Origin of the sequence: Peribacillus sp. Aquil_B1 (genome assembly GCF_022603275.1) — a bacterium.
Taxonomy (GTDB): Bacteria; Bacillota; Bacilli; order Bacillales; family DSM-1321; genus Peribacillus.
This window is the reverse complement of sequence record NZ_JAKXEE010000001.1, coordinates 1,012,899-1,025,529: the sequence shown is the minus strand read 5'-3', so window position 1 is coordinate 1,025,529 and position 12,631 is coordinate 1,012,899. Positions and strand designations below refer to the sequence as shown.

Annotated in this window: 13 protein-coding genes and 1 other annotated feature; all 13 genes read right to left on the bottom strand. The window is 41.1% G+C overall.

Translation table 11 applies throughout. The features are described 5' to 3' along the window. Window positions 1–41: 41 nt before the first annotated feature. On the bottom strand, window positions 42–410 hold the full coding sequence (gene cccA, locus MPH60_RS05070) for a cytochrome c550 (RefSeq protein WP_034308472.1): 369 nt from the start codon (window positions 408–410) through the stop codon (window positions 42–44). Window positions 411–629: 219 nt separating this feature from the next. Continuing rightward, the gene (locus tag MPH60_RS05065) at window positions 630–1,166 is read right to left on the bottom strand and encodes a hypothetical protein (protein WP_241589827.1); all 537 of its coding nucleotides are present in this window, start codon (window positions 1,164–1,166) and stop codon (window positions 630–632) included. A 176-nt stretch (window positions 1,167–1,342) separates the two neighbouring features. Then, window positions 1,343–2,476, bottom strand: coding sequence for an RNA polymerase sigma factor RpoD (rpoD, locus tag MPH60_RS05060; RefSeq protein ID WP_034308477.1), 1,134 nt, complete (start codon window positions 2,474–2,476; stop codon window positions 1,343–1,345). A 35-nt stretch (window positions 2,477–2,511) separates the two neighbouring features. Next, window positions 2,512–4,317, bottom strand: coding sequence for a DNA primase (dnaG, locus tag MPH60_RS05055; protein WP_241589932.1), 1,806 nt, complete (start codon window positions 4,315–4,317; stop codon window positions 2,512–2,514). A 51-nt stretch (window positions 4,318–4,368) separates the two neighbouring features. Then, entirely contained in the window at window positions 4,369–4,824 is a 456-nt protein-coding gene (locus MPH60_RS05050) for a YaiI/YqxD family protein (RefSeq protein ID WP_101223469.1), read from the bottom strand. A gap of 512 nt (window positions 4,825–5,336) precedes the next feature. Next, entirely contained in the window at window positions 5,337–6,146 is an 810-nt protein-coding gene (locus MPH60_RS05045; RefSeq protein ID WP_101223470.1) for a pyruvate, water dikinase regulatory protein, read from the bottom strand. A gap of 28 nt (window positions 6,147–6,174) precedes the next feature. Then, window positions 6,175–6,813, bottom strand: coding sequence for a helix-turn-helix transcriptional regulator (locus MPH60_RS05040; protein WP_034308483.1), 639 nt, complete (start codon window positions 6,811–6,813; stop codon window positions 6,175–6,177). Between the two features lie 160 nt (window positions 6,814–6,973). Continuing rightward, complete coding sequence (gene glyS, locus MPH60_RS05035) at window positions 6,974–9,043, bottom strand: glycine--tRNA ligase subunit beta (protein WP_241589828.1); 2,070 nt, start codon at window positions 9,041–9,043, stop codon at window positions 6,974–6,976. Continuing rightward, on the bottom strand, window positions 9,030–9,926 hold the full coding sequence (gene glyQ, locus MPH60_RS05030; RefSeq protein WP_034308488.1) for a glycine--tRNA ligase subunit alpha: 897 nt from the start codon (window positions 9,924–9,926) through the stop codon (window positions 9,030–9,032). Before glyQ ends, glyS begins: the two co-directional genes overlap by 14 nt. 97 nt (window positions 9,927–10,023) lie before the next feature. After that, window positions 10,024–10,200, bottom strand: a binding site (T-box leader). A gap of 58 nt (window positions 10,201–10,258) precedes the next feature. Further along, on the bottom strand, window positions 10,259–11,011 hold the full coding sequence (recO, locus tag MPH60_RS05025; protein ID WP_241589829.1) for a DNA repair protein RecO: 753 nt from the start codon (window positions 11,009–11,011) through the stop codon (window positions 10,259–10,261). Between the two features lie 33 nt (window positions 11,012–11,044). Then, complete coding sequence (locus MPH60_RS05020; protein WP_076365246.1) at window positions 11,045–11,188, bottom strand: YqzL family protein; 144 nt, start codon at window positions 11,186–11,188, stop codon at window positions 11,045–11,047. 99 nt (window positions 11,189–11,287) lie between these two features. Then, window positions 11,288–12,217: a GTPase Era gene (era, locus tag MPH60_RS05015; protein WP_241589830.1), complete on the bottom strand. Its 930-nt coding sequence runs from the start codon at window positions 12,215–12,217 to the stop codon at window positions 11,288–11,290. Beyond that, window positions 12,210–12,608 (bottom strand): cytidine deaminase, encoded by a 399-nt coding sequence (locus tag MPH60_RS05010; RefSeq protein WP_214743874.1) that lies wholly within the window; start codon window positions 12,606–12,608, stop codon window positions 12,210–12,212. Before MPH60_RS05010 ends, era begins: the two co-directional genes overlap by 8 nt. Window positions 12,609–12,631: the final 23 nt, after the last annotated feature.

Below are 12,631 nucleotides of genomic sequence, written 5' to 3'. Positions count from 1 at the left end.
AAAGTTCGCTTTCCAACGATTTCTTGAGTCAGTTTCATGAATTATTTCAGTCCATGAATATATTCGGCCATGGCGTCAATGTTCTGTTCTTCGACTAAACCTGGTGGCATCGCACCTCGTCCATTAGTGATCACGTCTTTGACCTCGTCAACCGACAGACGATCGCCAACTCCTTTTAGGGCAGGCCCGACGCCGCCTTGATAGGCGTCACCATGACAAGAGATACAGTTTTGCTTATAGATGTCCTCAGGTGATGCTGAGGCACTTTCTGTTTCTTCTGTCTTTTCGCCGCCCTCTTTTTCCTTAGCAAGATCTTTGGCATCACCCAAACCTTTAAACGAAAGTAAAAACATAAGTCCAATACCAAAAACCATGATAATAATAAAAGGCATTACTGGATTGCGATTCATAGTATTTCCTCCCCTATGTAGAACCTAAACTTACCATATTTAATATTATATACAAACAGCTATATATTATTTTACTTGAAAAGAGTTTCAAGTAAAAGCCCAAAAATAGAAGATATTATATAATTTCTTAAAATTGTCAAAAACTTATGTATATTTCCAAACACTTTTACTTTTTCTTACATATATTTAATAATACCCTAAAACTACTAATTAAAACCGCTAGAAAGTCCTAAAAAAAAAGTAAAGAGTGACCATTGCTCCCAGGCCTCCCGCTATGGAAAAATGGAGCAGCTTCAGTTTTTTGCCCAATAAAATCCAAAGTCCGCAATTAATGAACAAGAAAATATAAAGGATATTCACTTGGCCGGGTGCCATGAATTCGGCAAAACTGACTGTTAATAAAAGCAAAGATAGCGCCATTCCCATCAAGGCCATTTGAAAAATGATTTTCCTGCCGGTAAAGCGGCGGACCGCCAGCCCAAAGACAAGAATTGAAATTGTTGTCATAAGCATTTGCATTCTTATGGGTATTTCAGTAAAATAATTCAAAAATACAATAAATGCAAAAAGGGCTCCAATCAACAACCCGGAAAAGAAGTCGTTTTTTTTGCTCCCGGTTTTAGCCGAATTGGATGGCGGCAGTTCGCCTTGACAGTATAAGGCTAGCAGATAATTACAATATTGCTCCGGAAGCATACGACTTTCCTTCCAGGAGTTTATTTCTTGAATGATGATTTTCTTTCTCATCTCATCCATGAATCTCACATCCTCATGATGATCATTTCTTTTAACGACTTAGCTTTTAAAATTTTCTACATTGAATGGGTAAAGGAAATCATTGTTCTTACAGGATATTTTTACATCGAAACTAAAAAAAAGAGCCGCTCCCGAACGCTGGGCATTCAAAGAGGGCTCTGTGAAGGGCATATATTCTATTCCAAGAAATCTTTCAAGCGTTTGCTGCGGCTTGGATGTCTCAGTTTACGCAGCGCCTTCGCTTCGATTTGACGGATACGCTCGCGGGTGACCCCAAATACTTTACCTACCTCTTCAAGAGTACGGGTACGGCCATCATCAAGTCCAAAGCGGAGTCTCAAGACGTTCTCTTCACGGTCAGTAAGAGTATCCAATACATCTTCAAGCTGTTCTTTCAATAGTTCATATGCTGCATGCTCCGATGGAGAGGTTGCATCCTGATCTTCAATGAAATCACCTAAATGTGAATCGTCTTCTTCACCTATTGGCGTTTCCAATGAAACCGGTTCCTGAGCTATTTTCAAGATTTCACGAACTTTTTCAGGTGTTAAATCCATATCCTCCGCGATTTCTTCCGGAGAAGGTTCACGTCCTAAATCCTGAAGAAGCTGTCTTTGGACACGGATCAATTTATTGATGGTTTCCACCATATGCACCGGTATCCGGATCGTTCTAGCTTGGTCGGCAATGGCACGGGTTATCGCTTGGCGAATCCACCATGTTGCATACGTACTGAATTTGAATCCCTTGCGGTAATCAAATTTTTCCACTGCCTTGATAAGTCCCATATTACCTTCTTGAATCAAATCAAGGAAAAGCATTCCGCGTCCGACATAGCGTTTGGCGATACTGACAACAAGTCGAAGGTTAGCTTCAGCCAAACGGCGTTTCGCTTCTTCATCTCCATCTTCGATTCTCGTCGCCAGAGAGATTTCCTCTTCTGCCGATAAAAGGTCGACCCGACCAATTTCCTTTAAGTACATGCGTACTGGGTCATTGATTTTAACGCCAGGAGGAACACTTAAATCATTTAAGTCAAACTCTTCTTCTTTTGCAAGCTTCTTCTCATCCGGATCATCTTCATCCTCGTCTTCCTCACCATCAGTGAGTATTTCGACGCCGTTTTCTGCTAACACCTCATAGAACTCATCCATTTGATCGGAATCCAATTCAAAACCGCCAATCATTTCAGCGATTTTTTCTAAAGTCAAAGAGCCTCGTTTTTTACCTAGCTCTAGTAATTTTTCTTTCACCTGTTCAAGGCTAAATTCATTATCAACTTGTTTGGAACGTGCTGGTTTTTCAGCCATTAGTTCCCCTCCTTCCAGGACTTACACCTAAACGACTACAACAACTTACGCAATTTAATGATTTCCATGGCAATTTGTGCAGCAGTGACATAATCACTTCGCCTAACTGCATCTTTTTCTTCAACTTGTTTTTCTTTTATCTTTAACAACTTTTCATATTTCAACACTTGATTTATACAATCGGTCAGTTCTTTATCGGTAACTTCCTCATTCACTGACATCATTTCTATTTCCGAAACGATCCTTCTCAAGTTTGGATCCGGTAAATAAGTAAGGAAAAAGCTTGTATCCGGTTCGTGTCCATCTTCATAGAACGCATATAAATAGGTGATGATTGCCTGATGTTCATCTACATGAAAGACCGTTTGTCCAAGCAATTGCTGAATTTTGAAAGTCGTATCCCTGCTTTTTAGCATATGGGCGATCAACTTCATTTCAGCATTATGGTGAGCAGGCTTTAATTTATGCTCATATTGCAGGGACATTTGCTTTTGGGCTGCAGGCTGCGGCAGTGTCCCCTTCTTGCGTTCCGTAAAGAACACCTGACGCTGCTGCTGTTCCAGCGCATCCAATGATAGGGAAAATTCAGAGGATAGCTGCCGAAGATAATGATCCCTCTCCACTGCATTTGGCAATCGTGAAATTTCTTTAAGGACTTCTTCGATATATTGAATTCGATCTCCTTCATTATTTACATTTTTCCCTCGACGCAAATAATGCATTTTGAATGCCATGTAGGTTAAACTGGCCCCTATTACTTCAGAAACAAAGCTTTTTTCACCGAATTCCTTTATGTAGTCATCGGGGTCCAAGTTATCAGGCATGAGAGCGACTTTCACGGAAAATTCATGGTCCTGTAGCATATTAACTGCACGATTGGCAGCGTTCAATCCCGCAGAGTCCGAATCGTAGCATATAAGTATCTGGTCAGTATTTCTTTTTAAAAGCTGGATATGCTGGTCCGTCAGGGCAGTACCCATTGTAGCGACCGCATTCTCCACACCTGCGCCAACAGCTGAAATGCAATCGGCAAAGCCTTCAAAAATGACTGCTTGTTCTTTCTTTCGTATGTGTGGTCTTGCATGATGGAAATTATATAAAGTTTTACTTTTATTAAAGATTGGCGTTTCAGGACTATTCAAATATTTGGGCTCATCGTCCCCCATCGCTCTTCCTGAAAATGCAATCGTATTTCCTTGATGATCCATAATTGGAAACATGACTCTATTTCTGAAACGGTCAAAATATGACTCGTCTTTTTCCCTGTAAATAATAAGCCCTGCCTGCTCCATGTATTCCGCTGGAAACCCGCGTTTTAAAAGAAACTTGGACACGAAATCCCATGAATCCAAAGAGTAGCCAATTTGGAACTTTTCTATCGTCTCTTCAGTAAACCCGCGTTTAAGTAAATATTCGAGAGCATCCTGCCCCTCTTTCGTATTAACGAGGAGATGATGATAAAACTTCCTCAGCAGGTCATGTGCCTCAACCATTTGCTGCGAGCCTGCCGGCATGTTAGAACGCTTGGAATCCTTATTGATTTCAACATCCAAAGGAACATTTCCTTTTTCGGCTAAAACTTTTGCAGATTCCACAAAGCTGTAGCCTTCTATATCCATTAAGAAGGTAAAAATATTTCCCCCTGCCCCGCAACCAAAACAGTGAAAGATTTGTTTTTCCGTTGAAACGGAAAACGAGGGCGAGTTTTCACCATGAAAAGGACATAGGCCAAAGTAATTGCGGCCCTGCTTCTTTAACTGGACATACTCCCCAATTAAATCAACAATGTCAACTGCTTCACGAATTTGATTAATTTTCTCATCTTCTATACGGCCATTTATCATTTTTCCACCTTGCAATATTGGTGATAGTTTTTAATTCGATACTGTTTCCTAATTCCCTGCAAAGTTCGACAATGTTTTCAAAAGTTTATTTGTAAAACAAGCACGATCTTCCTTCGTGAATGCTTTCGGCCCTTTTGTATGCTTACCCTGTCTGCGGAGTTTCGCCGACTGATAACGCATATCCAAGAGCATGAAAATATTCTCGTCCGTGTATTCTTTTCCCCTTGGCGAAAGGACATAAACGTTTTTCGGAAGCAGGGTTCCAGCCAAACCAATATCTGCAGTAACGACAATATCACCCTTTTTTACTGAGTTTACTATATAAAGATCTGCCGCTTCTTTGTCTGCATCGACATATACCCATTTACCTTCAGGGTTATTCATCATATTTTTATATGATGCAACAAAACAGACTTCAACATCGTGCAAACTTGCACAATGAAGGATTTCGTCTTTCACCGGGCATGCATCGGCATCGACGTGTATCGTAGGTTTATTATTCATAACTTCTAATTCTACATCTTTCTGCATAATCCTTTTTCTCCCCTAAACTTTATGAAGATATGGTGAATTTTCAGCATTGATCCAGAGAGTTTCCTCTAAAAGCGCACACATTATTCTCCAAGGAATACCTGCTCATTTAAGTGAAAGCGCATCTTTTGCCTTGAAAAAGACCGGCCCCTCCTAAATTATACGGAACATGTCGAATTATTTTTATGATAAAAACCTTGACATCTCATTAACCTTTAGTTTATTCCTTATTAATTAAGTCTAAACCTTAAGATTACTTTTTTCTCACAATTTTTTATTATAGTCTATTTGTTTAGAAGATGCCAACATTTAAATTCCGATTTTGTTTTCATGCAAATTAAAGGATTTACGGTTGAACACAACGAGGAATTTTATGTAATTATTTTGAACTTATTCTTTTTATTCCCTATTTAACCTTGGCATTAAAATGTGAGCTGACACATAAAGTGCCTAGCTCACATCTTGATTTACCTTAATTATAAGGATCAACGGTTTTTGTTTTGAAGAATATTGATTATCAAATTGGCTGTTTCTTCAACAGCTTTATTGGTTACATCAATGATAGGACAGTTCAACCTTGAAATGATGGTATCAAAGTATGTCAATTCTTCTTTTATGCGCTCCACATTTGCATAAATCGCATGATCATTAAGCCCAAGCGACTTTAATCGTTCTTTACGAATATGGTTCAGCTTTTCCGGGCTGATCTTTAAACCAATGCATTTCTCAGGAGGTACCAGGAACAGCTCTTCTGGAGGTTCCACTTCAGGCACTAAAGGTACGTTCGCCACCTTATATCGTTTGTGGGCTAAATACTGTGATAACGGTGTTTTGGAAGTGCGTGAAACACCGACAAGGACGATATCTGCACGTAATATGCCCCGAGGGTCACGTCCATCATCATATTTTACAGCAAATTCAATGGCTTCCACACGCTTGAAATAGTCATCATCCAGCTTTCTTACAAGACCAGGTTCATTAAGCGGCCCTTTTGGCGCCCTTTCCTCAAGGATGTCCATGAGCGGCCCTAAAATGTCATAAGCAGACAAATTTTCTTTCTCGACCTGTGCTTTCATATACGCTCTAATAGCCGGCTTCACAAGAGTATAAGCAATGATTGCCCCATCCAACTTAGCCAGTGATATCACTTCATCCACGTTTTGTTCATCTTCAATATACGGAATTCTCTTTATGGAAAATGCAGATCCCGAGAACTGGCTTGCAGCGGCTTTTGTAACCAATTCCGCTGTTTCCCCTACTGAATCCGATACAACATATATAATAGAACCGTTCATATTCTCCGTCATTCCTTTTGCAAGCCCCCTAATAGCCTTCATCAGCCAAAGCTACGAATGCTTTCGTAATATTGGTTTTTGTAATCCTTCCAATTACTTCATAGCCTTTTTCTGTGTCTTTGACGACCGGTAATGAGTCGATTTGTTTATCAATCAATTTTTTGGCCACATCAATCAAAAGGTCCTCTTTTGAACACATTGTAATATTGGGCATCCTAGTCATGATGATATTGACTGGAATGGAGTTAAGCTCTTGTTTCCCAATACTCGCACGCAACAAGTCTTTCCTCGATAAGACACCAACAAGCAATGCATGCTTATCGACCACGAACATTGTTCCGACATCTTCTAAAAACATCATGACGATTGCATCATATACGGAAATGCCCTCGTCAACAACGACGGGTATCGATTGGTAGTCTCGTACATAAAGATGGTTAAGGCTGTCGGTCAAAAGCTGTGTCCCTGACCTGCCTGTATAAAAATACCCCACTCGCGGCCTGGCATCAAGAAAACCTGCCATCGTTAAAATGGCTAGATCTGGACGAAGTGTCGCCCTGGTAAGGTTCAATCTATCCGCAATATGTTCTCCAGTAATCGGGCCGTTTTCTTTTACAATTTGTAAAATTTGCTCCTGACGCTTATTTAATTGGATTATAATCACCACCCCACTGCTTTCGCAGAGTAAAGTAACAAAATTTATTCATTTAATAATTATATACTAAATTATTTAATAAGGGCATTTTTGTCCTAATTATTGACCATTATCTTTTTAAGAAATCGGAAACCCTATTTAAAGTGTTTCCGATTTCCATACATCCTTTCGATCATGTAAGGATGATTTTATTCATGGCAGCAAAGCCTGCAACCAAATCACTGATTTCCTTCATTAAGGATAAACGGTTATTACGGATTGCTTCATCATCTGCCATGACCATTGTATTCTCGAAATATGACTCTATTTCCGATTGTAGCGAAATAAGCTGTTCAAACCGCTCATTCTCATCTTTAGATTCCATATAACGGATTGCCACATTTTGATATTTTACATATAACGCATTTTCTTGATCATTTTCAAAGGCAGAAGGATTAACTGTCACCTTATTGTCACATTTAACAGCAATGTTCATGACCCGACTTAATGCTTCCAGGCTTTCTTTAAACCCTGCTTCGTCCTTTTTAGCATTCAAGACATGTGCACGTTCCACGATAGAGTGGATATAACCGATCTCATTGAACAGAACTGCATCAATTAAATCGTAACGGATTTGCTGTTCTTGAAGCAGGTGTTTGACACGTGCTTTAAAGAATGTGAACATATCCGCTTTAACTTCTTCAAGATCACGTTTTAAGATGCCTTTTGATTCCAGTCCTTTAAGGCCTAAAACAATAAGCTCCTCTAGAGAAATATTCCATTTCTTCTCCGCTAGGATTTGGACGACACCGCTCGCCTGCCTTCTTAATGCGTAAGGATCCTGGGAACCTGTCGGAATGACGCCAATAGCGAAGAATGAAGACAAAGTATCCATTTTTTCAGCTAAACTCACAACCGCACCAATGACTGAAGGCGGTACATTGTCATCCGCATGTCTTGGCATATAATGTTCATTGATAGCCGCGGCCACTTCTTTTGCTTCACCTTTTAAGAGCGCATATTTTTCACCCATATACCCTTGCAATTCAGGGAATTCATAAACCATTTGACTCACCAAATCGAACTTGGCAATTGCAGCTGTACGAAGCGCCATTTCTTTTTCCGCCTTTAAATTCAAAGCATCCGCAAGGTCACCGGTCAAAGCAGTTACCCGGGCAGTTTTCTCGGCTAATGTACCGATTTCTTCATGATAAACGATGCTGTCAAGCTTTTTCAAAGCATCCGAAATTTCTTTTTTCTGATCTTCTTTGTAGAAGAATGCTGCATCCGATAGGCGGGCACGCAATACTTTTTCATTCCCTTTAGAAACCTTATCCAAATGGCGGTCATCGCCGTTACGCACGGTTACAAAGTGAGCAAGCAGTTTCCCGTCCTGATCCTTAACAGGGAAATAACGTTGATGTTCCTTCATCGATGTAATAAGCACCTCAGCTGGAAGCTCAAGGAATTCTTCTTCAAAATTCCCAAATAAAACCGTTGGATACTCCACCAAATTATTGACTTCTTCAAGCAGGTCTTCATCGACTGGGATGATCCAGCCTTTCTCCTGCTCAAGCTCTTTAATCTGATCCATTATAACTTGCCGGCGTTTATCTGGATCCGCCATAACAAATTGCTCTTTTAGCGTATCTTCGTACAGTTCCGGCAGTTCGATGCTAGCGCTATCGCCCAAGAAACGGTGTCCTTTTGTTTCTCGGCCCGTTTCCACATCAGCAATGCTGAATGGCACAATGTCATTGCCGAATAAGGCAATCAGCCATTTAATCGGACGGACGAAGCGGAGCTCCTGATTGGCCCAACGCATATTTTTCGGGAACGTCATGCCGCTGATGATTTCAGCAAGCTCAGATAAAAGCTGAACGGTCTGCTGTCCTTTTATGAATTTATTCACATGGACATATTCCACACCCTTTAGTTCTTTAAAATAAATGTCCTCTGAAGTCATGCCTTGACCCCTGACGAATCCCAATGCGGCTTTAGACCAGTTGCCTTCGCTGTCCAAAGCGATTTTCTTAGCCGGGCCTTTTGCTTCTTCTTCGATATCCTTTTGGGACTCTTCCACGTCTTTCACCAGTACGGCCAAACGTCTTGGGGTGGAAAAAGCCTCAACCGTTCCGAATTCAATCGCTTTTTCCGTTAGCCATTGCTGCACCTTATCTGACAACTGTTTCATTGATGCTGTCACAAAACGGGCAGGCAGCTCTTCCAATCCAATTTCCAATAACAAATCACGCTTGCTCATTTGTATTCTCCCCTTTCACTTTCAGAATCGGGAAGCCTAATTTTTCCCGCTCTTCATAGAAGGTTTTGGCAACCTTGCGCGCTAGGTTACGGCACCGGGCAATATAACCCGTTCTTTCCGTCACCGAGATGGCACCTTTGGCATCCAAAAGGTTAAATGTATGTGAACATTTCAAAACATAATCATATGCGGGATGTACAAGTCCTTCTTCCATTTGGCGATGCGCTTCCTTTTCATACATCGTGAAAAGCTGAAACAGCATATCAAGGTCGGAGGTTTCGAACGTATACTTCGAATGTTCGTATTCCGGCTGTCCAAATATATCCCGAACTGTGAATCCATCTGTCCATTCCAGGTCAAATACGTTTTCCTTATCTTGAATGTAAGAGGCGAGACGTTCGATCCCGTATGTAATTTCCACGGAAACCGGCTTGCACTCAAGGCCGCCCACTTGTTGGAAATATGTAAATTGCGTGATTTCCATTCCATCAAGCCACACTTCCCAACCGAGACCAGCACATCCTAGTGATGGATTTTCCCAGTTGTCCTCCACAAAGCGAATATCATGCTCAAGCGGATTTATACCTAATGCGCGTAAAGAATCCAAATATAACTCTTGGATATTGTCAGGTGACGGCTTCATGATCACTTGGAACTGATGGTGCTGATACAGTCGGTTAGGGTTCTCACCATAACGACCGTCAGCAGGACGGCGTGAAGGCTCCACGTAAGCTACGCTCCAAGGCTCCGGTCCAATGGCTCTCAGGAACGTGTATGGGCTCATCGTTCCTGCCCCTTTTTCGACATCATAAGCATTCATTAATATGCAGCCTTGTTCAGACCAATGCTTTTGTAACGTTAAAATCATATTTTGAATATTCATCGTACACCTCCAGGTTATTTAAAACGGCTCTTTTTAAAATCAGGTCGGAACCCATCACATTTTGGCAAACAAAAAACTCCCGTCCCTATGCGAAATGCATAGGGACGAGAGTTTACCCGCGGTTCCACCCTAATTGCCGTTTATTAAACGGCCTCTTTTTAAAGCAACATGCTCCGGAAACGCCCTTCCCTGTAAATCCATATCCCGGCTTCCACCGTCCCGGGTTCGCTTTTTATGGAGAATGACAGATACTCTTTTCCATCAACGCAATCTTCTTATTTTGATGATTAGAATTTTATACAAACTAGCATGGAATGTCAATAGGTCAGATCCTAAAACATATCTTTCATCGTATCAATCTGCTTCAGGAACTTTTTTGATTTCAAATTCAGACCAGAATATTCCTCATAATAAGCATCGATGATCTTCCGCAGTTCTTTTTTTGTTTCAGGCTTGACGGAAATGTTTCCGAGCCTTGATAAATCGAAATAATAAAAGATCCGCAGCAATTTGACGGCTGCAGGTGAAATTTTATAATGATAAGGGTCCTTCCCTAGGCAGCGGTGACAGATGAAGCCCGCTTCCCGAAGCGAGAAGGAGAATTCCCCTTCCGTTTCACCACATACAGCACATTGATTCAGCACTGGGTTAATCCCATTGACGGGCAGCATCTTCATTTCAAAAATGAATTTCAATACCTCTGCGTCATATTCTTCGTTTATGTAATGCAAGGTTTGCGAAAGCAACTCATACAAATATGGATTCGGTTTCTTATCCTCAACGCTTTTATCAAGTAATTCAACAATATAAGAAGCATAAGCAGTGGCAAAAAGATCCTCCCTTATGAAACGGAGTGAATCGACCATTTCGCCTTGCTGGAGACTTCCGAGTCCGGTAGACGTAGTTACAAGAAAATACCCGGAGCAAAAAAGCTGTGTGACGGCAGAAAGCCTGCTGTTAGGTTTACTGGCTCCTCTAGCCATAACGCCAATCTTTCCTAGCTCACGGGTATATATAGTAATGATTTTGTTATTTTCTCCATATGCAGTTCGCCTTATGACAATGCCCTCACATTTTTGGAGCATACCAAGACACCACCCATGCTCGCCAAGGCTAACCTATGAAACAGGAAAATCAATTTCTGCTAGCTCATCATTCAATACCAAGTGTCTTTCCTGTCTTTCGACTTCTATCTCCTTAAACAGCAAATAGGTGTCCACATTACCTGTTTCAGTAAATAACTCCCAGGTAAAATCCAACATATAAAGCCCACCTTTCATTTTTAACTAGCAATATGAATATCCGACCATATGATTAGCTTGACCGTTTTCCAAACTTTCATGACGCGTAAATTTTGTTAATTAATACTCGCTCTCATTGAAGCCATAATCGCGAAGCTGGCTTGCTTTGTTACGCCAATCCTTCTGCACCTTCACCCACAGTTCCAGGAAAACTTTCGAGCCCAATAAGTTTTCGATATCCACTCTGGCACGGCTGCCGACTTCTTTAAGCATTTTCCCTTGCTTTCCGATGACAATGCCTTTTTGTGAATCACGTTCGACAACGATCGTCGCCATGACATTAATGGTGTCGCTGTTATCCATTTTTTTGATTGAATCGATGACAACAGCCACCGAATGCGGAATTTCTTCCCGTGTCAGGTGCAGCACCTTCTCGCGGACCAATTCGGAAATGATAAAACGTTCCGGGTGATCGGTCACTTGATCAGCTGGATAAAACTGTGGACCCTCAGGCAAGTGTTCCTTGATTTGTTCAAGCAATGTCTCGACGTTATTTCCTTCAAGTGCAGAAATCGGAACGACTGCCGCAAAAGGGTAAAGCTGTTGGTATTTTTCAATGATCGGAAGTAAATCATCTGGATGCATCGCATCGATTTTGTTTACCACCAGGAAAACAGGCGTTTTTACGGATTGAAGTTTTTCAATGATAAACTCGTCACCGCGTCCGTATCCTTCAGTGGCATTGATCATGAAGAGAATCAAATCGACTTCCTTCAATGTATTCGTGGCCACTTTCATCATGAAATCACCAAGCTTATGCTTTGGTTTATGAATGCCAGGTGTATCGATGAAAATCATTTGTGAATCGTTTTGCGTAAGTACACCTTGGACCTTATTTCTTGTAGTTTGCGGTTTATCGCTCATGATGGCGATCTTTTGACCGATGACCCGATTCAGAAATGTACTCTTTCCAACATTAGGTCGTCCAATAATCGAAATGAAACCTGATTTGTAATCTTTTACTTGTGTATCATTAAATAATTTATCCATTCAAATCCTCCGGTGAAAAAGCTCCTGGAAGCAATTCCTGTACTGTTAGTTCTTTTATATCCCCATTTAAGTTGGTCAAAACAACCGGCATATCCTTTTCGCACAGCTCTGAAATAACCTGCCTGCATGCCCCGCATGGGGAAACGGGACCATCGGTATCTGCCACGACTGCAAGTTTAGTGAATTTTTTATCGTCATGGGCATAAGCACTGAATAAAGCTGTCCTTTCGGCGCAATTACACATGCTGTATGCTGCATTTTCTATATTACAACCATGATAGACCTTTCCATCAGCGGTTAAAAGGGCCGCCCCCACCTTAAATTTGGAGTAAGGCACATAGGCTTTATCCCTTGCTTTTTTAGCTTCCTCAATCAATTCTTTTGTATTCAATTCACATCTTCCTTTCAAATTGA

Bases quoted from the DNA above. Each gene is read 5' to 3' on its own strand.
- MPH60_RS05045 (WP_101223470.1), bottom strand. From the start codon at position 6,146: ATGAACGGTTCTATTATATATGTTGTATCGGATTCAGTAGGGGAAACA.
- MPH60_RS05065 (WP_241589827.1), bottom strand. From the start codon at position 1,166: ATGGATGAGATGAGAAAGAAAATCATCATTCAAGAAATAAACTCCTGG.
- rpoD (WP_034308477.1), bottom strand. From the start codon at position 2,476: ATGGCTGAAAAACCAGCACGTTCCAAACAAGTTGATAATGAATTTAGC.
- cccA (WP_034308472.1), bottom strand. From the start codon at position 410: ATGAATCGCAATCCAGTAATGCCTTTTATTATTATCATGGTTTTTGGT.
- recO (WP_241589829.1), bottom strand. From the start codon at position 11,011: ATGCTCCAAAAATGTGAGGGCATTGTCATAAGGCGAACTGCATATGGA.
- glyQ (WP_034308488.1), bottom strand. From the start codon at position 9,926: ATGAATATTCAAAATATGATTTTAACGTTACAAAAGCATTGGTCTGAA.
- glyS (WP_241589828.1), bottom strand. From the start codon at position 9,043: ATGAGCAAGCGTGATTTGTTATTGGAAATTGGATTGGAAGAGCTGCCT.
- MPH60_RS05020 (WP_076365246.1), bottom strand. From the start codon at position 11,188: ATGTTGGATTTTACCTGGGAGTTATTTACTGAAACAGGTAATGTGGAC.
- era (WP_241589830.1), bottom strand. From the start codon at position 12,217: ATGGATAAATTATTTAATGATACACAAGTAAAAGATTACAAATCAGGT.
- MPH60_RS05050 (WP_101223469.1), bottom strand. From the start codon at position 4,824: ATGAATAATAAACCTACGATACACGTCGATGCCGATGCATGCCCGGTG.